This is a genomic window from Marinobacter sp. 1-4A, from assembly GCF_016597725.1.
Lineage (GTDB): Bacteria > Pseudomonadota > Gammaproteobacteria > Pseudomonadales > Oleiphilaceae > Marinobacter.
Window position 1 is genome coordinate 20273 of the sequence record NZ_VCGY01000001.1, and the last position, 25327, is coordinate 45599.

Below are 25327 nucleotides of genomic sequence, written 5' to 3' on the forward strand. Positions count from 1 at the left end.
GTAGCCGCTAAATGGGCATCTATATACTCCGGCGCCTTGCGCTGATTGTTCCCACACTAATCGGCATTCTGTTGCTGAACTTCGTGATTGTTCAGGCTGCCCCCGGCGGTCCGGTTGAACAGTTGATTGCGGAAATGGAAGGCCACGGCGGCAGCACGTTGGCCCGCGCCTCCGGTGGTGATACAGGGGGCGAGGTGTCTGTTGCTTCCGGCGACCGCCGGGGCTCCCGCGGCATCCCCGATGAAATGCTCAAGGAGATCGAAGTGATGTACGGCTTCGACAAACCCGCCCATGAGCGCTTTTTCAAAATGCTCAAAGACTACGCCACCTTCGATTTCGGGGACTCTTTTTTCCGGGAAAAAAGCGTCATTGAACTTATCGTGGATAAGATGCCCGTTTCCATATCCCTCGGGCTTTGGTCTACGCTAATTATCTACTTTATATCCATACCTTTAGGCATTCGAAAAGCGGTTTCAGACGGCTCCCGCTTCGATGTTTGGAGCAGTTCTGCCATTGTCATCGGTTACGCTATTCCCGGCTTCCTGTTCGCGATACTGCTGATTGTCCTGTTTGCAGGAGGCAGTTATTTCGACTGGTTCCCGCTGCGAGGACTAACCTCTTCCGACTTCGACCAGCTTAGCTGGTATCAAAAAGTTGGAGACTACTTCTGGCACCTTGCACTACCGGTGACTGCCAACGTGATTGGTGGCTTTGCAACGCTGACCCTACTGACCAAAAACTCGTTTCTGGACGAGATCGGCAAACACTATGTCGTAACTGCCAGAGCAAAAGGTTTGGACGAGAAGCAAGTCCTATACGGGCACGTGTTCCGCAACGCCATGTTGATTGTTATTGCCAGTTTGCCGGGTGTGCTCGTCTCCCTGTTCTTTACCGGATCACTGCTGATTGAGGTTATCTTTTCCCTTGATGGTCTGGGCTTGCTAGGGTTTGAAGCCGCGCTCAACCGGGATTACCCAGTCATTTTCGGAACCCTCTTTATTTTCACCCTCATGGGGCTGGTGCTAAAGCTGATTTCCGATATTACCTACGTATTGGTGGACCCACGCATCGACTTTGAAAGCCGGGAGGGTGCGTAACGTGAAGGCGCTCACCCCGATTCAACAGCGTCGTTTACGCAACTTCCGCAAAAACCGCCGGGGGTTCTGGTCTTTATGGGCGTTTTTGGCCATTTTCGGGCTCACGTTGGCAGCTGAACTGATCGCTAACGACAAACCCCTTGTGATTTCCTATCAGGACACCTTGTACTTTCCGATAGTGGAGCGAGTTTCAGAAGAAACCTTTGGCGGGTTTTTACCGACCGACGCAGATTATCGCGATCCGTTCATCGCCGAAGAGATTCTCGCCAATGGCTGGATGCTCTGGCCCCCCATTCGTTTCAGTTACGACACGATTAACTACGAGCTGGAAGAGCCGTCACCTGCACCGCCAAGTACCGTGAATTGGCTTGGTACGGACGATCAGGGTCGAGATGTGGCTGCCCGGGTCATCTACGGCTTTCGCATTTCCGTTCTGTTTGGCCTGACCCTCACCATCGCCAGCTGTATTGTGGGTGTAATAGTGGGCGCCATTCAGGGCTTTTACGGCGGTAAAATTGATTTGGTCGGGCAGCGTTTTATCGAAATTTGGTCGGGCCTGCCGGTGCTGTACCTTCTGATTATCCTCTCAGGCATAGTGCAACCAAACTTCTGGTGGCTGCTGGGCATAATGCTGATGTTTAGCTGGATGGGCCTGGTAGACGTGGTTCGTGCTGAGTTCTTGAGGGCGCGCAATTTTGAATACGTAAAAGCGGCAAGAGCACTGGGGCTGGATAACCGGAAAATCATGTTCCGGCACATTCTTCCCAACGCCATGGTGGCTACGCTAACCTTTCTGCCGTTTATCCTGACAGGCGCTATTACCGGCCTTACCTCCCTCGATTTCTTGGGCTTTGGCTTGCCATCCGGGTCACCCTCCCTCGGGGAGTTGATTGCGCAGGGCAAGGCCAATCTGCATGCACCTTGGCTGGGTATTTCAGCCTTCGTTTCCCTGTCACTGATGCTCACCCTGCTAGTTTTTGTGGGCGAAGCCGTGCGGGATGCCTTCGATCCCCGCAAGAATGGTTAAAAGTGAGCTGATATGAGCGTACTTATATGAGCAAACTGCTTGAGATAGACAATCTCTCTGTCTGCTTCAATCAGGCCCAGAGAGCCGTAGATTCCATATCTCTTAGCCTGCAAAAAGGTGAAACTTTGGCCTTGGTTGGAGAGAGTGGCTCGGGAAAATCCGTTACTGCGCTGTCTGTGCTGCGCCTATTGAATGAGCGCCACGCCAGCTACCCCACTGGTAAGATCCTTTATTGCGGTGAAGACCTTCTGCAAGCACCAGAGAAACGTTTGCGTCAGGTTCGTGGGCGGGAGATCAGCATGATCTTTCAAGAGCCCATGACTTCACTTAATCCTCTGCATAACATTGAAAAGCAAATCTGCGAAACTCTGGAGCTTCATAAAGGCATGCGTGGCCCTCAGGCCCGGGAACGGTGTTTGGAGCTTTTACGACTCGTCGGTATCGAGAACCCGGAAAGCCGACTTGGCGCCTACCCACACCAGCTGTCCGGTGGCCAGAAGCAGCGCGTGATGATCGCCATGGCGTTAGCAAATGAGCCGGATTTGCTGATTGCTGACGAGCCAACCACCGCACTGGATGTAACCGTTCAAAAACAGGTATTGGAGCTACTGCAAGACTTACAGCAGAAGCTGGGAATGGCCATCTTGCTGATTACCCACGACCTTACCATAGTGCGGCGCTACGCCAGCCGGGTAGCGGTAATGGAACACGGAAAGCTGGTAGAGCAAGCCGAAACCTCGGTTTTGTTTGCATCGCCTAGCCACCCATACACGCGCAAACTTCTAAGTGCAGAACCTCCAGGCGCACCCTTGGCCGTCGCAAAAAGTGACAAGCCCCTGTTAGACGTTAACAAACTCGATGTGCGCTTTCCGACCCGAAAGGGGCTATTCGGCAAGGTAAAAGAGCATTTTCATGCAGTAAAACAGGTCAGCTTTACTCTGGATCGCGGGCAAACCCTCGGGATTGTAGGTGAAAGTGGTAGTGGCAAAACCACCATTGGCCACGCCCTACTCAAACTTACTGCAAGCACCGGCAGCATCAAGTTGGATGACCAAGAGCTTTCCGGATTAGACCAAAGCGCCTTCCGGCCTTGGCGTCGGCGGGTACAAATTGTTTTTCAGGATCCTTTTGGTAGCTTGAGCCCGCGTATGTCTATTGCAGAAATCGTTCGGGAAGGTCTGGAAATACATGATTCTGACAACCGTGATAGCCACGACACAAAAGTGGTTGCGGCACTCAAAGACGTAGGCTTGGATCCCGAGGCGAGACATCGCTACCCCCATGAATTTTCCGGTGGCCAGCGCCAACGCATAGCGATTGCTCGGGCATTGGTGCTTCAACCAGACCTAATCATTCTTGACGAGCCCACATCGGCACTGGATCGCACGGTACAAAAGCAAGTGATCGAACTGCTTCGGGATATTCAGGCACGCTATGGTCTAAGCTATATCTTTATAAGCCACGATCTGGCCGTTGTGCGGGCACTCAGTCATCAACTGTTAGTGCTTAGACAGGGTACGATTGTGGAATACGGTGATGCTGGCCAGATTTTCCGGGCGCCCGCACAAGAATACACACAAGAATTGCTTCATGCGGCGTTTTTCTATCAACCGAAAGATGCAAACCTCACTACGACTATTTGAGCGTTACTCCTGCCAGCAAACTTCGGGGATAATGCACTAAAATCAGGAACACAGGGAGAACAACCCATGGGAATACTCAGTGGCAAGAAAGCACTTATCGTTGGCGTAGCCAGCAAACTGTCCATTGCGTACGGTATTGCCGATGCCTTTGCCCGCGAAGGCGCGGAGCTGGCATTTACCTATCAGAACGAAAAACTGCAACCCAGAGTTGAAAAGTTCGCCGAGGGCTGGGGCAGCAAGCTCATCTTCCCTTGCGACGTTGCCAGCGATGAAGAAATCGAAAATGTGTTCAAAGAGCTAAACAAGCACTGGGACAATATCGACATCATCGTTCATGCTGTTGGTTTTGCGCCTGGCCATGAACTCGATGGCAACTATGTGGACGTTACCACTCGCGAGGGCTTCAAAATCGCCCACGACATCAGTTCCTACAGTTTTGTTGCTCTGGCCAAGGGTGCACGCTCCATGATGCACGAGGGCAGCTCGCTGCTAACACTGAGCTACTTGGGCGCAGAGAAGGTTCTGCAAAACTATAATGTGATGGGCCTTGCCAAGGCCTCACTGGAAGCAAACGTACGCTACATGGCTGCAAGTTTGGGCCGTGACGGCATTCGCGTAAACGGCATTTCCGCAGGACCGATCAGGACTCTGGCGGCATCGGGAATCAAGAGTTTCCGGAAAATGCTGGCTGAAAATGCCCGCCGCGCGCCCCTGCGCCGTAACGTGACTACAGACGAAGTGGGTAATGCAGCGGCCTTTCTGGCTTCTGACATGGCCAGCGGGATTACCGGTGAGATTATGTACGTGGATGCCGGGTTCAATATTACCGGCATGGGCGAACTGGAAGAGTAACGCTTAAAACAGTCAGTATTTAGGCAAAAAGCCAGCGCAACGCTGGCTTTTTGCTACCCCTTACCCTCGTAAGCGCTTAACTATGGCGGCTCAATAGCGCTCGCCACTGCCTCCGCCCACTCCACATAGGCCGTCTGATCCGACTGGATGATTCTCACACCCACGCGAAAACCATCCTCAGCCGGTCGACACCAGCTGACTTCCACCATGAGAACAAAGGGTTCCACATGATTTACCAATTTAACGGATATCGGATATAGGGCACCCACTGACAGCTCATGTTCGGTAAGCAAACAAAGCCCACTGGCTGAAATGTCACGCACGCCGCAAACCATTTTCCGCAGAGGTGAAGCAACAACGCCTTCTGATGCAGGGTAGCCAGCTTCCAACTCCAGCATTACCTGGGCCCGAGCAGTTAAGCGATACTGCATGCGTTTGTCTTGACCGCTGGCAGGATCGTCTGGCGTTCCAAACGTATAGTCAGTGTCTTGCATTATTATTCCTGGCTTTTTGTTTGCCATGCGATCAGCTGCGCCCGACACGAATACGGCCGACCACTCGGCTTAGCGTGTCATCAAATTCAGAGGCGCCACCCAAAATACGAATTCTTTCCTCCACGATACCCTGAACCAGCTCATCGTCCATAAACTCGCGCCGGTTGAGTCCTAGCTTGTCGACGAAGATCAGTTTTCGGGATGCATTGGTTCTAACAGCCAGCTTAAGCCTTGTCGCTGCAACGGCTGGCTGCCCGGATTCCACAGCAATCCAGGCACCAAGGCCTAGATCATCTACCTGCTTCTGCGCCAGTTGTGTTTTTTCAATGTGCACACGCTCCTGCTCTGCTTGAGCGTCTGCTAAGCGCTGGTCTTCCAGCTTCTGGCGTTCACGCTCCAAAACCGCCAGTCTCTCGGCTTCCTGCTGCTGCCGTTTTAGCTCGGCAGCTTCTCTTTCTTTTCTTAGGGCATCGGCCTGAGCCTTAGCAGCGGCCGCCGCTTGCTCCCTTTGTTTTCGCTGCTTTTCACAGGCGGTTGCCAGCAGTTGGACGGTGGCTTCAAGCACATCACCAAAAGGGGTTGGATCCGGCAGTGGACGGATGCTCCCTTCCTCCTTGGACTGGCAGAAGGCTTGCCAAGGCTGAAGTCCCAACTTTACACCTGTACCGTTTGTCCAAAGGATTTCCGCAGTATCTTCAAGTAGTGCACAAAAATAACGGCGTTGTTCCTCAGCCCCCTCACCTTTAACAAACCAACTGCCCTCGAAGGGCTCAAACTCTTTGTGCAGTGGTGGCACGAAATTAAGCCAGGCCGGGCTCCATAAGAAGCCGCCATCATCTGGTAACGCATCAACCAGTTCGGGCGTTTCACCCCGCAGCCGGGACATCAAAACTGCCCCAATGCCCGCTAGCGAGTTTGGCGTTAAGGGGCGATCAAATACCCGCCCCCAAACATCCACCAAACGGTCACCTAGCTGTTCCCCAACATGGTAAAGCCGATCCCGGTCTTTATCTGACAGTGACGGGTCTCCTACCCACACAAGCCATTCCAGTAATTTACTGCCATGCCGACAGGCCTCGCCAGTAACCCCGGAATCCCACACCGCCTGTTTGAGCAGGCCTTGCCAGTGCTCGAAAATAAAACTAAGAACCGGCTGCGGCAGCTTTCTACCCTGCAGCGCACGGCCGATAAGGGCTCTGGACGTTTGATCGGCCCGCCTTTGGCGGGCAGCTCCTTGTTCGGTTTCCATCAGTCGTTGGCGCAGCTTGCCGGTCTGGGCGCTGCGTCTGAATGAATCCTCCTGCCACTGACTGCAAAAGGTATCCACCGCGGTCGAGGAGCCAGACTCAAAACTGGTAGAAACTGCGGTAACCAAGGCATCCAGCTGATCCAAGAGGGCTTTGGAGGAGCGCCCGCCGGAATCACTCCAACCACGCCATTCCTGAAAACTGTCTAGCCATACCAATAATGTGTCGTTGAACGCTCGATGCCCATCAAGATTCATTCGCCAGGCAAGATAAAACCTCAATCGGGCAATACGGCGCACGATCTGTGTATGTAGCCCACTGGTTTTTAGGAAGACATCCATGATGCGGTCAGCTACGTAGGCTGCGTTGATCTGTCGTACCGACCAATCCAGGTCTACTGAACGGAGTACATGGGTAACTCGCTCGTCCCGCTGCTCTGTCCAGCATGAAGACAGCAGCGGTTGCCAGTCGCTTGCCGTTTCGGGCGACAGTTTACCGGCGGGATAAGGAAGGTCAGGAACCCGAATGCCTGCGAGAACTTCATCAATTTTCTTGGCAACTGCCTTCCGCGAGGCCACCTGATTAGTCTTCGGCCTGTTTTGTGACATCCATTCCCCATGCTCAAGAAGCGTTGAAAAGGCCCAGTAAATAAAGCAGTATAACCAACTCGCCGGGGTTGGCCAGAGTCGGGTCCGGTGCTATTCGCGTTAATTTGTAGCCCTGTTTGAATATTGCACAGTTCAGCCGGGCAGCACGATAAGAATCGGGGAAACAGCAAAAAATGTCCGGCAATAAACTTGAAAATCTGAACGTGGCGAGCCAAGAAGCACTGATTACCCCTGAAAAACTCAAACAGGATATGCCGCTAACCGGCAAGGCTGCGCAAACTGTTGCAAACGGCCGTCAGGCTATTTACGACATTATTGACGGTAAAGACCACCGGTTGTTCCTCGTGGTGGGCCCCTGCTCCATTCACGATATTGACGCAGCAAGGGATTATGCCAACCGCCTCAAAAAACTTGCAGACGAAGTTAGCGATACTCTGCTCATTGTTATGCGGGTGTATTTTGAAAAGCCACGAACCACTGTTGGCTGGAAAGGTCTTATCAATGACCCGCACTTGAATGACACCTTTGATATCGAGCGTGGTCTGCACCTTGGTAGGCGCCTATTACTTGACATCAACGAGCTTGGATTGCCGGTTGCAACCGAAGCTCTGGACCCGATTTCACCTCAGTATCTTCAAGACTCGATTGCCTGGTCGGCGATTGGTGCCCGCACCACTGAATCCCAAACACACCGCGAGATGAGCAGTGGCCTATCTATGGCGATCGGTTTCAAAAACGGTACAGATGGCAGCTTGGACGTCGCTGTGAATGCTATGAAGTCTGTCGCCTACCCCCATAGCTTTTTGGGCATCGACCAGCAGGGCCAAGTTGCAATAATCCGCACCAAAGGTAACCAATACGGGCATGTAGTGCTGCGTGGCGGTGGTGGTAAACCGAACTATGACTCGGTTAGCGTAACCCTCTGCGAGCAAGCACTAGAGAAGGCTGGCTTGCGCAAATCCATCATGGTCGATTGCAGTCATGCCAACTCCAGCAAGGATCCGGCTATCCAGCCGATGGTTATGCAGGACGTCAGCCATCAGATCCTCGAAGGCAACAAGTCAATCCAGAGCCTGATGATTGAGAGCAACATCAACTGGGGTAACCAGCCTATTCCTGAAAACTTGGCAGATCTGAAATACGGCGTGTCTGTAACCGACGCCTGTATCGACTGGGATACCACGGAAAAAGCGATTCGCGAGATGCGCGACAAGCTAAAAGACGTACTTCCTAAGCGCTAACACTCAGACAGGCTGGGTTGGTAAACCACCTACCCAATCCAGTCTGTCCCTTAGGCCAACCACGTGGCCCACAATCACCAGAGTTGGCGCCTGCACCCCCTCTTCGTTTACCCGTGGCACAATAGTCTTCAAGTCACCAGTGACTACCTGCTGTTCCCTAGTCGTGCCCTTGGAAACCAAGGCAACTGGCATGTCCGGTGCCATACCGTGCTCTATGAGTTGCTGGCATATAATAGGTAGGCCAACTAGCCCCATATAAAACACCAGCGTTTGATTGTTCTGGACAAAGTCTTTCCAGGGTAAATCGCAGGTATTGTTTTTGAGATGACCGGTCACAAACCGCACCGACTGAGCATAATCACGGTGGGTCAAAGGAATGCCCGCATAGGCTGCACACCCAGAAGCCGCTGTAATACCCGGAACAACCTGAAATCGGATACCGGCACTGGCAAGCGTTTCGATTTCCTCGCCACCCCGACCAAAAATAAAGGGGTCGCCTCCCTTCAGCCGAACAACCTGATAGCCCTGTTTGGCCAAATCCACCAACCTCTGGTTGATTTGGTCCTGAGGCAAAGCGTGGTTTGCTCGCTGTTTGCCAACATGGATTTTCTCCGCGGTATCCGGAATCAAAGAAAGAATTTCCGGTGATACCAGTCGGTCGTAAAGCACCACCTCTGCTGATGTAATAAGCCGCCAGGCTTTCAGCGTCAGAAGCTCAGGGTCACCGGGACCAGCGCCTACCAGCGCCACTTCACCGGCGGAGCTGTTCGGGTTAGAGGTAACCGGGTTTGTTCTATAACGAACCGGCGCTGGCCTCGCACCAACGCCTACTCCAACCTGTTTCGGGGATTTATCACTCATTGAATACGCTCGGCACCACCCATATAAGGCTTAAGAACATCAGGAATAAGAATACTGCCATCTGCTTGCTGATAATTTTCCATCACTGCGATCAGAGCGCGGCCAACGGCAAGACCAGAACCGTTCAACGTGTGCACAGGCTCAGGCTTTCCGGTTTCAGGATTGCGCCAGCGAGCACCCATGCGCCGGGCTTGGAAATCGCGCGTATTGGAGCAAGAAGAAATCTCGCGAAACTTGTTTTGCCCCGGCAACCAAACTTCAATATCGTAGGTTTTTGCGGCAGAGAAGCCCATATCACCGCCACACAGAGCCACCAGTCGGTAAGGCAATTCAAGCAACTGCAGCACCTTTTCCGCATGGCCGGTCAGCGCTTCCAAGGCTGCATCGGATTCGTCAGGACGAACGACCTGAACCAGCTCAACCTTATCGAACTGGTGCTGACGAATCATTCCACGGGTATCGCGGCCATAGGAACCCGCTTCGCTACGGAAACAAGGCGTGTGACAAACCATTTTTAGGGGTAGCTCATCCGCACCAAGAATCGAGTCTGACACCATGTTGGTAACGGGTACTTCTGCTGTCGGAATCAGGTAGAGCGAAGGCTCGCCCTGCATCTTGAACAAATCTTCTTCAAACTTGGGTAACTGGCCAGTGCCGTAGAGTGCATCGGCATTTACCAAATAAGGTACATAAGTTTCGGAGTAGCCGTGTTCGTCTGTGTGCAGGTTCAACATGAACTGGGCAAGGGCTCTGTGCAGACGCGCTAGTTGTCCACGCATAACGGCAAAGCGAGAGTGCGCAAGACGCGTGGCTGTTTCGAAATCCAAGCCCCCAAGATGCTCACCCAAAGCAACATGGTCTTTTGGCTCGAAATCAAAGCTCTTTGGTGTGCCCCAGGTGCGGACTTCAACGTTATCTTCTTCGGATTTTCCCGGAGTTACGCTCTCGTCCGGCAGGTTCGGAATGCCAGCAAGAAACCCGCTAAGCTCTTCTTGAAGAACGCGCAACTGTTCTTCAGCCTCCGATTTGCGGGATTTCAAGTTTTCTACTTCTTCCCGTAACGGCTGTATGTCTTCACCCGCAGCCTTGGCTTTACCAATCAGCTTCGACTTTTTGTTCTGCTCGCTCTGCAGGTTTTCCGTACTCACCTGAAGGGCTCGGCGGCGCTCTTCAAGGGTTTCGAAAGCGGCAACATCAAATACAAAGTTTTTGATGGCCAGCCGGCGGGCGATCTCTTCAGTCTGGGTACGGACGAGCTTGGGATCGAGCATGGTTATCCTGAGTTTTTACGGTTTACGATGTGTTTAGAATAACTAGCCATTATACCTGTGCGGGCGCTTGTGGCTAGCGTTGGCGCAAGCCTACACGGGTTTCAGGTATGGCGTTTTCTTGGGCTTTGTTCGTTGAGGGCGTCAAGCCTCTGGCGCTTCTCGGCGAGTTTGATTTCCAAACCACGGTTAACAGGCTCATAGTAACGGCGCTGGTGGATGGCCTCTGGCAAATAGGACTCCCCGGCAGCAAAAGCATCCGGTTCATGATGGGCGTAGCGGTAAGAGTCGCCATGGCCCATGCTTTTCAGCAGCTTGGTGGGCGCGTTGCGCAAATGCACAGGCACCTCGTAATCCGGATCCTTGCGTATATCGGCCATACATTCATTGTAGGCCTTATAAACCGCATCACTTTTCGGTGATAACGCCAGATACGTCACCGCTTGCGCGAGTGCCAACTCACCTTCCGGGCTGCCCAAGCGCTCCTGAACATCCCAGGCCTCCATGCTTAGCTGCAGTGCTCTCGGGTCTGCGTTACCTATATCTTCGCTTGCAATACGCACCAAACGGCGGGCCACGTAGAGTGGATCGCAGCCCCCATCGAGCATCCGGCACAACCAATATAGCGAGCCGTCCGGATCTGAGCCCCTAACCGACTTGTGCAGTGCTGATATCTGGTCGTAAAAAACATCCCCACCTTTATCAAACCGCCGTAAACTGGTTTGCATTACCTGCTCAAGGTGCTCTGCATTTACCCGGTTCACTCCATGGCTATCCGGCTCGGCCAAATCAGCCGATATCTCTAAAATATTCAATGCCCTGCGAGCATCGCCGCCAGATGCAGCTGCCATAACCTTCAGCACATCATCAGCGACAGCAAGCTGGCCGCCAAAGCCCTCCTCTGAACTGAGCGCGCGGCTGAGCAAACGCAGAACATCCGCTTCGTCCAGATTTTTGAGCACGTAGACACGGGTACGGGACAGCAGAGCGCTGTTGAGCTCAAACGAGGGGTTTTCCGTGGTGGCACCAACAAAAATAAACGTGCCGTCTTCTATGTGCGGCAAAAAAGCGTCTTGCTGGCCTTTGTTAAAGCGGTGAACTTCATCCACGAATAGCAGCGTGTCCTGCCCCTGCGATTGCTTGCGATTACGGGCACGCTCTACGATGGCGCGAATGTCCTTAACGCCGCTAAGCACTGCAGAAACTGTTTCAAAACTGAGATCGCCAACGCTGGCAAGGAGCCGTGCAAAGGTGGTTTTGCCAACTCCCGGCGGCCCCCACAGAATCATCGAATGGAGCTGACCCTGCTCCACTGCCCTGCGAAGAGGTTTTCCCGGGCCCACAAGGTGAGCCTGCCCAACGTAGTATTCAAGACTTTCGGGGCGCATCCGCGCCGCCAGAGGCCGGAACCCGACCTGCTCTGTGAACAGGCTGCTTTGCATTTCAGCTTTCGTCCCGAATTACGTCAACGCCCTCCGGGTACTCAAGAGTAAAGGCACTCTTTTCCACCGCTTCGTTAAGCCGAATATGATCAAAGCTCAGCACACTCAGCTGGGACAAAGAATCCTGCATGCGCATTTCCTGCAACTCGTTCTTGAAAAATGTCAGGCGCAAAGACACAAACAACGAATCTTCGCTTTTCGGTTCAAGTGTAAACTCCCGAATGTCATCACTGACTTCGCGACCGGACACCCTGTAGGTATCTTCCAGATTGTCGACCTCGCCACTCAGTAGCAATGCTGGCGTAGTTTGAACCCGGTCGTCGAGATTGTGAACGGTTACCTGTTCCAGATCAGGGTCATAGACCTCAACACTGTTACCGTCACTGACGATAAACTGTGATAGCGGAGCACTGGTTTCCCAGTAAAACAAACCCGGCCTTTTGGCTTTTAAGGAACCACGGGTTTCCTGAACTTTACTTCCGTTCTCGTTAACCACTATTTGAATAAAGTCCGCTTGGTAGGTTTCGTAACTACCCAGCAAAGAGGCCAATTCCGCCGTCGCACCGTTTTGTCCGACTGCCGCAGCTGAACTGCTGAACACCAGTGCAAAGGCCAATGCCGTCACTAGAGTGGATAGGTGCTTTAATAAATACTGTTGCATAAAACTACGACTCCTAATCTCTCGGTGGGGGTGGTGCCAGTACTTCACGGGCGCCGTTGTGGCCCGCTGAACTGACTACCCCGGATGCTTCCATAGCTTCGACCAGATTGGCCGCCCGGTTATAACCTATCTTGAATTTTCTCTGTACGGAGGAAATGGAAACCCGGCGCCCTTCCGTTACGAACGCAACGGCTTCATCGAAAAGTGCATCACCTTCACTGTCCCCGCCCTCAGATAAGGTAGGAACCCCAGGCAGATGTTCGCCTTCAGCGCCGTTAAGAACATCATCCACATACACAGGCTCACCCCGGGCTTTCCAGGCACTCACCACCCGGTGGACTTCATCATCGTCCACAAAGGCGCCGTGAACACGCACAGGAAGCCCAGAGCCGGGAGGCAGGTAAAGCATGTCGCCATGCCCTAGAAGTTGTTCTGCCCCGCCTTGGTCAAGCACGGTGCGTGAGTCAATCTTGGAAGACACTTGAAATGACATACGGGTCGGAATGTTGGCCTTGATCAAGCCGGTAATCACATCCACCGAAGGTCTTTGGGTTGCCAATATTAAATGAATGCCTGCCGCCCTCGCCTTCTGGGCGATTCGGGCAATCAACTCTTCAACTTTTTTGCCCACAATCATCATCATGTCGGCAAATTCGTCAATCACTACAACGATGAAAGGCAAATGCTCAAGTTCGGGGCGTTCTTGTTCGTCATTAGCCAAAAATTCGTCGGGCTTCCAGAGGGGATCAAGCAGCGGTTCGCCCGCTTCTGCCGCGTCTTTTATCTTGCGGTTATAGCCCGCAAGGTTACGCACGCCCAAGCTTGCCAACAGTCGGTACCTGCGTTCCATCTCGGCCACACACCAACGCAGTGCATTTGCGGCCTCTTTCATATCGGTAACAACCGGAGCCAACAGATGAGGAATGCCGTCGTAGATGCTGAGTTCCAGCATCTTCGGGTCCACCATAATAAAACGAACATCTTCAGGCCCGGCCTTCAACAACATGCTCAACAGCATGGCGTTAACCCCGACCGACTTACCGGAACCAGTGGTACCGGCAACCAACAGGTGCGGCATTTTTGCCAGATTCGCAACCATGGGGTTGCCGCCGATGTCGTTACCCAACGCCATGGTTAACGCCGAACTGGATTCACTGAACACTCTTGCGCTGAGCACTTCGCTGAGACGAACTATTTCCCGCTTTTCATTGGGAATCTCGATACCTACCACCGACTTGCCCGGAATAACCTCTACAACTCTCACACTCAAAACCGCAAGAGAGCGGGCCAAATCTTTGGCAAGGTTGGAAATTTTACTAACTTTAACGCCCGCGGCAGGCTTGATTTCGAAGCGCGTGATAACCGGGCCGGGGTTTACTTCCACCACCTCCGCGGAAACGCCGAAATCACCCAGCTTTTCCTCAAGCAGGCGCGACATATGCTCCAAAGCTTCTTCGGAGTAGCCACTCTCTTTGTGCTCTTCAGGCGGATCGAGCAGCGAGATAGGAGGAATGGGGCTTTCTATGTCCTCAAGAAGAGACGGTTGAGCATTTTTCCCGGTCTTTACTTGCCCCGGCTGTTCGTCTTTCTTGAAAGGCGATATTTTCAGCGAACGACCGGCCGAGGCTTCCGAGGTTGTACCCTTATCGGCTAACGGCTTCTGATCACGGGCTTTCACGGGCGCCTCATCCCGAGAACTGAAGCTTTCGAGCCGTGCCGGTTCTGGTTCATCTTCCGCAGAGAAACCTTCAAGCGCTGGTTCTAAACGCTCATCCGCAGGTTTTGCAGGCTTGGCTTTCGCCTTGTTACCTGACCCGAACCCCGGGAGACTATGCCACCAGCGTCTTTTTGGCTTGCCCGTGCTGTTATCCGTACTCGATGAAGCTAATGGCGGGGTAGGTTTTGCTTTTTGAGCCGGTGGGCTCTGCGACGGTTCCGGGACCTTCTCGGGCGCAGGCTTTGCTTTATCAGATCGCACTAGGTTTTTAAGATATTGCCCAAACCGCAATGTTAGCCCGCCGAGTTGGTCCATAAGCCAGAACCATGAGAGCCCGACCGTTACAGTGAGTGCAAACAGAAAGATGGCAATAAGCAGTAACGTAGTCGCAGGCAGGTTAAAAAACCGAACCATAGCGTCCGAAACGGCAGTACCAAGCACCCCGCCCGAGGAAGCACCCAAGCCAAAAACAGAATAAAGCGAAAGCAAGCTTGTAGCGGAGAGTAGGATTAGCAAAAAACCGCCAAAGCGCATCAGAAACAGCGGCCAATGCAGATCCAGAGACTCATTCCGAAGGCGAATCAGCATGACGGCATAGCCTGCCACCATCATCGGAAACAAATAGGCAACATGGCCGAAAAAATCCATTAACAGGCTTGCGAGCCAAGCACCGGATCGTCCTGCCGCGTTAAGCACACTCGTCTCGTGGCCAATGCTGGCCCAACCCGGATCTGCAGGATTGAAGGTAACCAGTGCCATAGCCAGATAAATGCAAAGGGCTATGAGCCCAATGACCGCACCTTCACGGGCACCTTGTGCGGCAAGGCGGCGAAAACGCAGTTGCTTATCTGTAAGTTGTTGTGGTGATTGCTTCGCTTTTGCAGATTCGGCCATGAATGCTCAAACGTTAAGTGTTGCTTGCGTTCTGAAGAGCCTGAAAACCTCGGTACAAATCTGTTTTCAGATCTTCGACTGCTTCAATTCCCACCGAAACCCGTAAGAGGTTTTCGGTTATTCCAGCTCTCGCTTTGTCTTCCGGAGACAAGCGCCCGTGGGTAGTGGTCGCCGGGTGTGTAATCGTGGTCTTAACGTCGCCCAAGTTCGCGGTAATTGAAATCATTCGGGTGGCATCAATAAACGCCCAGGCTTCTTCCCGACCGCCCTTCAGACAAAATGACAGTACCCCACCAAACCCTTTCTGCTGTTTTTTTGCAAGGGCGTGCTGCGGATGACTTTCGAGTCCGGCGTAGTAAACGTGCTCTACTTCCGGTTGTTGCTCTAGCCACTCAGCCAACTCTAACGCATTGTCACAGTGGGCTCGCATACGGATTGGTAAGGTTTCCAAGCCTTTGTGGAATACCCAGGCATTGAACGGGCTCATCGTGGGGCCTGCAGACCTTAAGAAGCCATACACTTCGTCCATGAGCTTCGCAGGGCCGACCACTACACCACCTACGCAACGGCCCTGGCCATCCAAATACTTTGTCGCCGAGTGGATAACAATATCCGCACCGTGCTCTAAAGGCCGCTGCAAGACCGGCGTCAGGAAGCAGTTATCGACGACAAACAAAGCGTTATTATCATGGGCAAGCTTTGCCAACGCCGCCATATCGGCCACTTCGCAAAGTGGATTAGACGGGGTTTCGATAAACAGCATACGAGTGTTTAAACGCACTGCCGCATCCCAATCTTGCGTATCCGTCAGGCTCACAAATGTGGTTTCAACACCAAACTTAGCCATGTATTTCTGGAACAGTACATTGGTGGTTCCGAATACACCCCGTGAGCAAATCACATGATCACCACTTTTCAGCAGTGCCATACAAGTGCTGAGAATGGCAGCCATACCTGAAGATGTTGCAACCGCTCGATCGCCGCCCTCCATCGCAGCTATACGGCCTTCGAACGCTTGAACCGTAGGGTTGGTAAACCGAGAATAGATGTTGCCCGGCTCCTCGCCACCAAAGCGAGCCGCCGCTTGAGCCGCGCTGCCGTATACAAAGCTTGATGTGGGAAAAATAGCATCGCTGTGCTCAAGTTGGGCGGTACGCAGCTGCCCTGCCCTCACCGCCAAGGTATCCAGAGACATACCCTCAAGATCCGATTCGGGAATCTGGACAGTTTCTTCGCGATGAAAAGTCATGAGCGTCTCCTGGTAAGGCTCGGTAATTAGTCTTCGTCGTTGTGTAGGTCAATAATGCCGTTATCGCCAGAGACAGCTTCAACGCCTCCAGAACGTTTTAAGTCATTTCGGGCTTCATCTAGGCGATTGAGGTATGCCGCGTCAATATCTCCGGTTATGTACTCGCCGGTAAACACCGAACATTCCCAACCATCGATGTTGTCATTCACGTCGCTTACACAGGTCACCAGATCTTCAAGATCCTGATACAGCAGCCAATCGGTTCCTATAAGCTCGCCAATTTCGTCAACTGTCCGGTCATGCGCGATCAGTTCACTGGCAGACGGCATGTCGATACCGTACACGTTGGGGTAACGAACCGGGGGCGCTGCCGATGCAAAGTACACGTTTCTAGCGCCCGCATCTCTAGCCATCTGAACGATTTCTTTGCAGGTGGTGCCTCTAACAATGGAGTCATCCACCAACATCACGTTTTTACCTTTGAACTCCAGATCAATGGGGTTCAGTTTCTGGCGCACAGACTTTTTGCGCATGGTTTGTCCGGGCATGATAAACGTGCGACCGATATAGCGATTCTTGATAAAGCCTTCGCGGAACTTCACACCCAATCGGTAGGCCATCTGCATGGCTGATGTACGACTGGTGTCAGGAATTGGCATAACCACGTCGATATCGTGATTTGGGCGTTCCCTTAACACCTTATCCGCCAGAGTTTCACCCATGCGCAGCCGTGCTTTGTATACCGAAACGCCATCGATTATGGAGTCAGGACGCGCAAAATAAACGTGTTCGAAAATACAGGGATAAAGCTTAGGCTGCTGAGCACATTGCTGGGTATAGAGCGCGCCGTCAGTCTCGATGTAGACCGCCTCACCCGGAGCTATATCCCTTACCAGAGTGTACCCTGCAGCACTAAGTGCAACACTCTCAGATGCGATCATATATTCCTTGCGGCCGCTTTCAGAAGTTCGCTCGCCATAACACGCGGGGCGAATGCCGTTAGGATCACGGAAACCCACAATGCCGTAACCCGTAATCATGGCAATAACCGCATAGGCTCCACGACAACGTTGATGCACGGCACGCACAGCTGAGAATATTTCCTCTTTTGTCGGGTCGAGCTTGCCCAGTTTTTGCAGCTCGTGGGCAAAAACGTTCAACAGCACTTCCGAGTCTGAATTGGTGTTGATATGGCGCAGGTCGGTTCGAAACAGATCCTGGCTCAACTCGTCGGCGTTAGTAAGATTGCCGTTATGGGCCAGAGTAATTCCGTAAGGACTATTTACATAAAAAGGTTGAGATTCGGCAGAACTGGCGCTACCTGCAGTGGGATAGCGCACGTGGCCGATACCAACGTTGCCTACCAACCGGTGCATGTGGCGGGTATGGAATACGTCCCTTACTAATCCGTTATCTTTGCGCAGGTAGAAGCGATCATCCTGAAACGTAACTATGCCCGCCGCATCCTGGCCCCGGTGTTGAAGTACAGTCAGCGCATCATAGAGCGACTGATTGACGTTGGAAGTACTGACGATGCCGACAATGCCACACATGGATAGAGTAATCTCCGGGTGTTAATTCTGAATGTTAGCGGGATGCGGACGTGGGTTCCACGGCCGTTTGGGGTTCCGGTTCGAGAAAACGGGCAAATTCGTCACCGAATGTTCGCCGGGACCAATCTTCAACTACCGCCAGACGATCAATCATGACGGACGTCCTCCACCAGGTATCCTGAGCCAAAGGGGTGTAACGGACAAATGCAATCGCGACAATGACCACAACAAGCCCACGCAACAGGCCAAAGCCCATACCTAAAACCCGGTCAGTGGCCGATAGCCCCGTAGCACGGACAAGGTGGCCGATCATATTGTTGATAATAGCGCCAACAATGAGGGTTCCGAAAAAGAGAATGGCGAAGGCTGCGATCAGTCGCACTAACGGCGTTTCTACCGTGTTCTCGAGCAATGCTTGCATTTGAGGGTGAAAAGTACGGGCAAGTATGAAGGCGCCCACCCAGGTCACCAGAGACAAGGCTTCTTTAACAAAGCCTCGCTTCAGACTGATGAGAGTGGAAACTGTAATGAGGGCAATGATGACCCAGTCAATCCAGATCAGCGCTTCCATGGAAGTCCCGGTGAAGAAAAGGAAGCGCGAATTCTATCAGGAAACCCCGGTTCGCCAAACCGCCTGAATGATATAAAGCAGAACAAAAGCGTTATTTATCGCCGGAAGTAACCAAACTATTAAGGCTGAACGCCTCATCCAAAGCAAGCTTAGCGGCTTCTGCTTTCGATTTTTCAGCGAAAGGCCCACTGAACACCCGTGTAAGCGTCACATCACCCCGAACAACTTCCTGAAGGTGGGAGCTATACCCCTTGTCACGAACCTTATCACGAAGACGCCGGGCATTGTCGCCATTGCCAAAGCTACCTAACTGCACCACCCACGCGCCCTCCAGCGACCGCGTAAATTCCGCTCGATCCTGCTCAGCTACCACTTCGGGCTTTTTCGGCTCCGGCGCGGGTGACTGAGCGTCCTTAGCGACCGACACCGCAGTTTCTTGCGGGCCATTTTCAGCCGGTGCTTGTTTTTCCACCGCCTTTTCGGCTTTGCTGTTATTGCCTGCCACAGACTCTGTAACTGGCGCATCACCTTCTAGAATCCGAAAACCCTGACTGTCTTGATCTTCAGATGGCGAAGCGTTCTGCTGATACGTGGGCGGAGTTACCAGATCGGATTCCGGCGCTTCCACTTCCGGGAACGGGGGCTCTTCGGGAATTTTGATGGAGGTGGATGTGCGCTCAGAGTGGGGCTCGTCGAAAACCATAGGAACAAAGATAACAGCCAGCGAAATAAGAACCAGCGCCCCAATGATTCTTTGCTTCAGTCCATCCACGTGTCTTGGCTCCTCGCTCATTTTTTCGTGAATCATACTAACTGGCTGCTTGCCATAACTCAAAGCTCTGCACCTTGCTATGGACAAAGTTTAAGACGGGGTAACCTCGCTTATACAAGTAACGAGCGCGTCTCGGCAACGGTAAAAAAAGAGCCAAAAACAATAATGATGTCGTTCGAAGCCGCTTGGCCCTGTGCGGCAGTAATCGCAGCTGTCACAGAACTGTGGGTGAACACCTTATTCAATGGACAGGAATCTAGTTCTTCGGCCAAGGCTTCCGAACTTAGCCCACGGGGCACATCAAGCCCGGCAAGATGCCAGCAATCTACAACCGGTGCCATAGCGCGAGCCACGCCCACCACGTCCTTATCGGCGAGCGCCGCGTACACAGCGTGAACCTTTCGGCTCCCGCGCTTAAGAACCTGCAGCTGCGCTGAAAGCCAACGGGCGGCATGGGGGTTATGCCCTACATCAACATACACATCAGGTTCGTGCCGAAGGTGCTCGAAACGCCCCGGCACACTAACATTGTTCAGAGCGGTTTCGATTGCAGATATTGGCATGTCGGGCGCAAGGGTACGCATAGCCATAACTGCCGCTGCCACACTTTGAATCGGTAAAGGTCCTCTGGGCATACTAATAGTCTGTCCCTGAGTATGCAGGGTGACAGATAACCCACCTGCGTCAGAGGTCGTTTCCTCTATGGTGTAGTCCTTGCCGACTCTTTGAAGCACCACCTTCTGGGCGGTTGCCTGCTGAATAACGGAACGAGGCGGGTCCATGTCGGCAACAATAGCCGGTATGCCTGGACGAAGGACGCCGGCTTTTTCAAAGCCGATAACCTCACGGTTATCGCCGAGAAAAGCCACATGATCGATATCCACAGAGGTAATAATCGCAAGATCCGCATCAATGACGTTTACGGCATCAAGTCGCCCGCCAAGGCCCACCTCAAGAATCCAGTCCTGAACACCTGCTTCTGCAAGAACAACAAACGCTGCCAAGGTGCCAAATTCAAAGTAGGTCAGTGTTACGGAACCACGGACAGATTCAACCTTTTCAAACGCGGAAATGAGAGTCGCGTCGTCAACATCCTTGCCACCAATACGGATGCGTTCGTTGTAATTCTGGAGGTGCGGTGACGTGTAGGCGCCGGTGCTTCGCCCTGAAGCTTGCAAAAGCGCTTCAAGCGTAGCGACTGTGCTGCCCTTCCCGTTGGTTCCTGCAACAGTAATCACTCGCGCATTAGGCTTACGCCGGAACAGCTTGCGCAGCACCAGAAGCACTCGGTCAAGCCCGAGGTCAATTTCGGTAGGGTGGATCGATTCTAGCCAGAACAGCCACTCGTTCAGATTAGCACCAGCCCCCGGTGCTTTCGGGGGCTGTGGTTTCGGATTACTCGGCTGGGACATCAACGTCGGGCTTTTCCGTTATCTCAAATTCAATGGGCTCGTCTGTTCCCGGCCGCTCTTGCCCGGTGAACTTCGCCAATACGTGGGCAATGCGCTCACGCATCTGGTGGCGATGCAGAATCATGTCGATAGCCCCGTGCTCCAGCAGGAACTCGCTGCGCTGAAAGCCCTCGGGTAATTTCTCACGAACCGTTTGCTCGATCACCCTCGGACCCGCAAAGCCAATCAATGCGTTGGGTTCCGCAATATTGAGATCACCCAGCATGGCCAAACTTGCGGACACACCACCAAACACCGGGTCGGTCATTACCGAGATATACGGCAAGCCTTCTTGCTTCATGCGCTCCAGCACGGCTGCGGTTTTGGACATCTGCATCAAAGAGAGAATGGCTTCTTGCATTCTGGCGCCACCACTAGCAGAAAAACAGACCAGCGGTATACGTTCTTCAAGCGCAACATTAGCGGCTTGCACAAACTTCTCACCTACAACCTGCCCCATGGAGCCGCCCATAAAGCCAAACTCAAAAGAACAAGCCACCAAGGGAACGCCCAACGTTTTACCTTTCATGGCAACCAGCGCGTCTTTCTCGCCTGTCGCCTTCTGGGCTTGCACCAAGCGATCTTTATAGCGCTTGGAATCCTTGAATTTGAGTCTATCCCAGGGTTCGAGATTTTCTCCAATTTCTTCCCGGCCATCTTCGTCAAGGAAAATGTCTAGGCGGCGGCGGGCAGCCACTCTCAGGTGATGATTACACTTGGGGCAAACATCCAGATTTTTCTCCAGCTCCGGCTTGTAGAGAAACGCTCCACATTTGGGACATTTTTTCCAAAGCCCTTCAGGCACACCTGTTCTGCGATTGGATTCCGAGCGAATTTTGCCCGGCATTATCTTGTCCAGCCAGTTACTCATGGTTTCATCCTGTCCTTTGATTCCGGTCTGCCCTCACCCTTCACCTTTCGGTTCAGGAAGCCAGACTGTCCAGCGCTTCACGCATAGGGTTGAGCAGATCCGTCAGCGCCCTTTTAAGCGCTTCGATATCGGTCTGATTTCTGGCTATTGTATCCACCAGAACACTGCCAACAATTACACCATCGGATACCCGCCCTACGGCTGCCGCTGTATCTGCATCGCGAATACCAAAACCAACGCCAACGGGCAGAGCTGTCAATTTGTGGATGTGGGCTACCTTGGCGGCAACTTCATCCACATTTATTTTGGCAGCACCGGTTACGCCATTAAATGAAACATAGTACACATATCCGGAAGAGTGGTCGGCAATTGCCCGAATTCTGTCATCGGTTGTGGTTGGGGCCAGCAAGAAAATCGGATCCAAACCCCGCTGCGCAAATAACGGAGCAATCTGCTCAGCCTCTTCTGGTGGTAAATCCACCGTGAGAATCCCGTCAACACCTGCCTCTACTGCCGCATCTGCAAACGCTTCATAACCCATGGCTTCGATAGGGTTAAGGTAGCCCATCAATACCACCGGAGTGGTGTTATTGGTTTTTCTAAACTCGCTCACCATCGCCAGAACACGGCGTAAAGACGTGCCATGCTTGAGTGCACGCTCACAGGCCAGTTGAATCACCGGTCCATCGGCCATTGGGTCGGAGAACGGCACACCCAGTTCAATAATATCAACACCGGCATCCACCATGGTATGCATCAGACCCACAGTCTCGTCGGGATGTGGATCACCGGCGGTAATAAAGGGAATAAGTGCCTTGCGGCCCTGTCCTTTGAGGGTCTGGAGAACCCCTTCGATTCGGCTCATGCCTGCTCCTGTCGGTTAATCAGACCATTAATTACAGTTCGATACCATCCAACTGCGCAATGGTATGAATATCTTTATCGCCGCGACCGGATATATTAATGACGACCATCTGGTCTTTATCCATCGTGGCCGCAAGTTTAACAGCGTAAGCAACCGCATGAGCCGTTTCCAGCGCAGGCATGATACCTTCAACCAGAGTCAACATGCGGAACGCTTGCAGGGCTTCGTCGTCGGTGACCGACACGTAGTTGGCCCGGCCAATATCTTTCAACCAGCTATGTTCCGGCCCTACCCCCGGATAATCCAAACCGGCGCTGACGGAGTGCGTGCCCGCGATCTGGCCATTCTCATCTTCCATAAGGTAAGTGCGATTGCCATGGAGAACCCCTGGCCGCCCGGCACACAAAGGCGCTGCATGCTGCCCGGTTTCAATACCAAGCCCACCGGCTTCTACGCCATAGAGTTGCACAGACTCGTCGGTAAGGAACGGGTAAAACATACCGATCGCATTAGAGCCACCACCCACACAGGCAACCAACGCATCCGGCAGTTTTCCGGTCTTTTCCAGCGACTGGCTACGGGTTTCACGCCCGATAACCGATTGGAAATCGCGCACCAGCAAGGGATAAGGGTGTGGACCGGCGACGGTACCAATAATGTAAAACGTATCATCAACGTTGGTAACCCAGTCACGCATGGCGTCGTTCATTGCGTCTTTGAGTGTGCGGCTACCGCTCTCGACAGCGTGAACTTTTGCACCAAGCAGCTTCATGCGGTACACGTTCAACGATTGCCTTTGAACGTCCTCAGCACCCATAAAAACGTGGCATTCCAGACCCAAACGAGCGCACACTGTCGCTGTCGCAACGCCATGCTGCCCGGCACCTGTTTCCGCAATGATCCGCTTTTTGCCTAAAAAGCTGGCGAGCAAAGCTTGACCAATGGTGTTGTTTACCTTGTGCGCACCCGTGTGGTTTAGATCTTCCCGCTTCAACCAAATCTGCGCGCCGCCGGTTTCGCGGGTCAGTCGCTCGGCAAAGTACAAAGGGCTTGGTCGGCCAACATAATCTGCGAGGTCTTTGTCAAACGTTGCTTGAAACTCGGGATCCTTCTTGAGCCGCAAATATTCCCGCTCAAGAGTCATTAGGGAATCCATGAGCGTTTCGGAAACGAATCGTCCGCCAAAAGCACCAAAATGCCCTCGCGCATCCGGCAGTGCTGTCAACATTTCTTCAGTCAGTTTTACAGACACGGTGAACCTCTCTGTTAGACACGGTGAACCTCTCTGTTAGCCACGATGAGTTCTTGTCTCAAACTCGGTGAGCTTCTTTAATAAATTCAGACATTTTCTCGATGTCTTTGATACCTTTGCTCTTTTCAACACCACCACTGACATCAACAGCCCAAGGCCTTACCTTTTTTACGGCGCCGAATACGTTATCAGATGACAACCCACCAGCCAATATGAGCGGCAAGGTGCGCTCAGGCGGAATCAAATCCCAGTTGAACGACTGCCCGGTGCCACCAAATCGCACTGGATCCCAAGCATCGACCAAGAGCCCGGAGGCAAGTTGATAATCATTGAAAGCCTTTTCAATTTGCCCGGCTCGTTGAACTCTCACTGCTTTGATCCAGCGCCGTTCGAACTGCCCGCAAAAGCCTGATGACTCATCCCCGTGGAACTGCAGCAAATCCAATGGTATGCGCTTCAGAACATCTCGCACCTGCGCTTCCAGAGGATTAACAAACAGGCCAACAAGGGACACAAACGCAGGAATATGCCGGGCAAGTATCTCTGCTTGCTCTATGGTCACGGCGCGGGGGCTGGGCTCATAAAACACCAGGCCTATCGCATCCGCTCCGCTCGCCACCGCCGCTTTGATATCCTCAACACGGGTCAAACCACAAATTTTGACTCGTGTTTTCATGATACGTCTACCGGCTTCTGTTTCGGGTGAATGTGAGTCGGGCGAACCGGACTGTTTTCAGGCGGGCTGAACCAGGGCCTCAGGAAACCGGGGCCGCATTCGGCGGCAGGAATGCCGAAACCATCAGGGTAACCAACATCCACCAGATACAAGCCGTGGGGCGGTGCGGTTACGCCAGCCAGCCTGCGATCCTTTGCAAGCAGTATGTCATGAATCCAGCATGACGACTGATGTCCAGCACCTACAGCCATAAGAGCCCCAGCGATATTCCGAACCATGTGATGCAGAAACGCATTGGCCTGCACATCAATTACGACGAAGTTCGCTTTCCGGGTTACCTTTATTTGCTCAAGAAAGCGTATCGGCGTTCGGGATTGACAGCCCGCAGCACGGAACGATGAAAAATCATGCTCCCCGACCAATGCTTGGGCGGCGTCATGCATTAGCTCGGCATCCAGCTCGCGAAACGTCCAGCTTACCTGACCTCTCTGGATGCCGGGGCGCACAGGGCTGTTATAGATAACGTAGCGGTAGCGTCGGTACACAGCAGAAAAGCGCGCATGGAAATCCTCGCGGGCATTCCCAGCCCAATGCACAGCGATATCAAATGGCAAAGCGGTGTTGATGCCCATAACCCATGAACGGAGCGGTCGAACGGCTGAAGTTTCAAAATGCGCGATTTGGTAACTCGCGTGCACACCGGTATCCGTTCTGCCTGCACACACAAGGTTAACGTCATGATTGGCCACTTTCTCAACAGCTTTTGTAAGCTCTGCTTCTACCGAACGAACGCCGGATTTCTGCAGCTGCCAGCCATGGAAACCCCGGCCATCGTATTCGAAAGCTAACGCAACACGCCCGGCGCCGATGGCATTATCCGTTGTGAGTTCCTGAGGATAGAGAAACAAATGTAAATCCGGAAAGTATGTTGCTGTAAAAACAAAGCGCCGACTGCTACCGGGAAACTCCCGGCGTCAGTCAGCGCTTGCTGCCTTAATTGGTTGATTATAACGAA

At 52.9% G+C, this 25327-nt stretch carries 21 protein-coding genes and 1 pseudogene; 5 read left to right on the forward strand and 17 right to left on the reverse strand.

Features of this window, described 5'->3' with window-relative positions:
* Positions 1 to 11: 11 nt before the first annotated feature.
* The 4 genes from FE845_RS00085 (at position 12) to FE845_RS00100 (ending at position 4619) form a co-directional block, all read left to right on the forward strand.
* Positions 12 to 1097 carry a microcin C ABC transporter permease YejB gene (locus FE845_RS00085; protein ID WP_200360594.1) on the forward strand — a complete coding sequence of 362 codons (1086 nt, stop codon included), beginning with the start codon at positions 12 to 14 and terminating at the stop codon, positions 1095 to 1097.
* Position 1098: 1 nt separating this feature from the next.
* Entirely contained in the window at positions 1099 to 2124 is a 1026-nt protein-coding gene (locus FE845_RS00090; protein WP_200360596.1) for an ABC transporter permease, read from the forward strand.
* A gap of 26 nt (positions 2125 to 2150) precedes the next feature.
* Positions 2151 to 3767, forward strand: coding sequence for an ABC transporter ATP-binding protein (locus FE845_RS00095; protein ID WP_200360598.1), 1617 nt, complete (start codon positions 2151 to 2153; stop codon positions 3765 to 3767).
* Positions 3768 to 3833: 66 nt separating this feature from the next.
* Positions 3834 to 4619 carry an enoyl-ACP reductase gene (locus tag FE845_RS00100; RefSeq protein WP_200360600.1) on the forward strand — a complete coding sequence of 262 codons (786 nt, stop codon included), beginning with the start codon at positions 3834 to 3836 and terminating at the stop codon, positions 4617 to 4619.
* A gap of 80 nt (positions 4620 to 4699) precedes the next feature.
* Here the strand turns inward: FE845_RS00100 and FE845_RS00105 are convergent, their stop codons facing one another.
* A complete protein-coding gene (locus FE845_RS00105; RefSeq protein ID WP_200360602.1) occupies positions 4700 to 5113 on the reverse strand; it encodes a PilZ domain-containing protein in 414 nt (137 codons plus the stop codon).
* A 31-nt stretch (positions 5114 to 5144) separates the two neighbouring features.
* On the reverse strand, positions 5145 to 6968 hold the full coding sequence (locus FE845_RS00110; RefSeq protein WP_200360604.1) for a DUF1631 family protein: 1824 nt from the start codon (positions 6966 to 6968) through the stop codon (positions 5145 to 5147).
* 173 nt (positions 6969 to 7141) lie between these two features.
* Here FE845_RS00110 and FE845_RS00115 point away from each other — a divergent pair, with 173 nt between their 5' ends.
* The gene (locus FE845_RS00115) at positions 7142 to 8209 is read left to right on the forward strand and encodes a 3-deoxy-7-phosphoheptulonate synthase (protein WP_200360606.1); all 1068 of its coding nucleotides are present in this window, start codon (positions 7142 to 7144) and stop codon (positions 8207 to 8209) included.
* A gap of 3 nt (positions 8210 to 8212) precedes the next feature.
* Here the strand turns inward: FE845_RS00115 and cobA are convergent.
* The 15 genes and pseudogenes from cobA to truA form a co-directional block, all read right to left on the reverse strand.
* Positions 8213 to 8971, reverse strand: a pseudogene (gene cobA, locus FE845_RS00120) (uroporphyrinogen-III C-methyltransferase); the annotation flags it as partial.
* A gap of 95 nt (positions 8972 to 9066) precedes the next feature.
* The gene (serS, locus tag FE845_RS00125; RefSeq protein WP_200360611.1) at positions 9067 to 10341 is read right to left on the reverse strand and encodes a serine--tRNA ligase; all 1275 of its coding nucleotides are present in this window, start codon (positions 10339 to 10341) and stop codon (positions 9067 to 9069) included.
* A 101-nt stretch (positions 10342 to 10442) separates the two neighbouring features.
* Positions 10443 to 11780, reverse strand: coding sequence for a replication-associated recombination protein A (locus FE845_RS00130; protein WP_200360612.1), 1338 nt, complete (start codon positions 11778 to 11780; stop codon positions 10443 to 10445).
* A gap of 1 nt (position 11781) precedes the next feature.
* Positions 11782 to 12441, reverse strand: coding sequence for an outer membrane lipoprotein chaperone LolA (gene lolA, locus FE845_RS00135; protein ID WP_200360614.1), 660 nt, complete (start codon positions 12439 to 12441; stop codon positions 11782 to 11784).
* Between the two features lie 13 nt (positions 12442 to 12454).
* Positions 12455 to 15052 (reverse strand): DNA translocase FtsK, encoded by a 2598-nt coding sequence (locus FE845_RS18745; RefSeq protein WP_200360623.1) that lies wholly within the window; start codon positions 15050 to 15052, stop codon positions 12455 to 12457.
* Positions 15053 to 15065: 13 nt separating this feature from the next.
* Positions 15066 to 16301 (reverse strand): O-succinylhomoserine sulfhydrylase, encoded by a 1236-nt coding sequence (locus FE845_RS00145; RefSeq protein WP_200360625.1) that lies wholly within the window; start codon positions 16299 to 16301, stop codon positions 15066 to 15068.
* A gap of 26 nt (positions 16302 to 16327) precedes the next feature.
* Entirely contained in the window at positions 16328 to 17854 is a 1527-nt protein-coding gene (gene purF / locus FE845_RS00150; protein ID WP_200360627.1) for an amidophosphoribosyltransferase, read from the reverse strand.
* Between the two features lie 34 nt (positions 17855 to 17888).
* Complete coding sequence (locus FE845_RS00155; protein WP_200360629.1) at positions 17889 to 18425, reverse strand: CvpA family protein; 537 nt, start codon at positions 18423 to 18425, stop codon at positions 17889 to 17891.
* Between the two features lie 91 nt (positions 18426 to 18516).
* Positions 18517 to 19197, reverse strand: a complete 681-nt coding sequence (locus FE845_RS00160) for an SPOR domain-containing protein (protein WP_200361824.1) — start codon at positions 19195 to 19197, stop codon at positions 18517 to 18519.
* A 110-nt stretch (positions 19198 to 19307) separates the two neighbouring features.
* Positions 19308 to 20609: a bifunctional tetrahydrofolate synthase/dihydrofolate synthase gene (folC, locus tag FE845_RS00165; protein ID WP_200360631.1), complete on the reverse strand. Its 1302-nt coding sequence runs from the start codon at positions 20607 to 20609 to the stop codon at positions 19308 to 19310.
* The gene (accD, locus tag FE845_RS00170; RefSeq protein WP_200360633.1) at positions 20593 to 21519 is read right to left on the reverse strand and encodes an acetyl-CoA carboxylase, carboxyltransferase subunit beta; all 927 of its coding nucleotides are present in this window, start codon (positions 21517 to 21519) and stop codon (positions 20593 to 20595) included. Before accD ends, folC begins: the two co-directional genes overlap by 17 nt.
* A 52-nt stretch (positions 21520 to 21571) precedes the next feature.
* A complete protein-coding gene (gene trpA / locus FE845_RS00175) occupies positions 21572 to 22384 on the reverse strand; it encodes a tryptophan synthase subunit alpha (protein ID WP_200360635.1) in 813 nt (270 codons plus the stop codon).
* Positions 22385 to 22415: 31 nt separating this feature from the next.
* On the reverse strand, positions 22416 to 23624 hold the full coding sequence (trpB, locus tag FE845_RS00180) for a tryptophan synthase subunit beta (protein ID WP_413785069.1): 1209 nt from the start codon (positions 23622 to 23624) through the stop codon (positions 22416 to 22418).
* Positions 23625 to 23694: 70 nt separating this feature from the next.
* Positions 23695 to 24312: a phosphoribosylanthranilate isomerase gene (locus FE845_RS00185; protein ID WP_227713965.1), complete on the reverse strand. Its 618-nt coding sequence runs from the start codon at positions 24310 to 24312 to the stop codon at positions 23695 to 23697.
* Positions 24309 to 25220 carry a tRNA pseudouridine(38-40) synthase TruA gene (truA, locus tag FE845_RS00190; protein ID WP_200360637.1) on the reverse strand — a complete coding sequence of 304 codons (912 nt, stop codon included), beginning with the start codon at positions 25218 to 25220 and terminating at the stop codon, positions 24309 to 24311. The genes FE845_RS00185 and truA overlap by 4 nt, the downstream gene beginning before the upstream one ends.
* Positions 25221 to 25327: the final 107 nt, after the last annotated feature.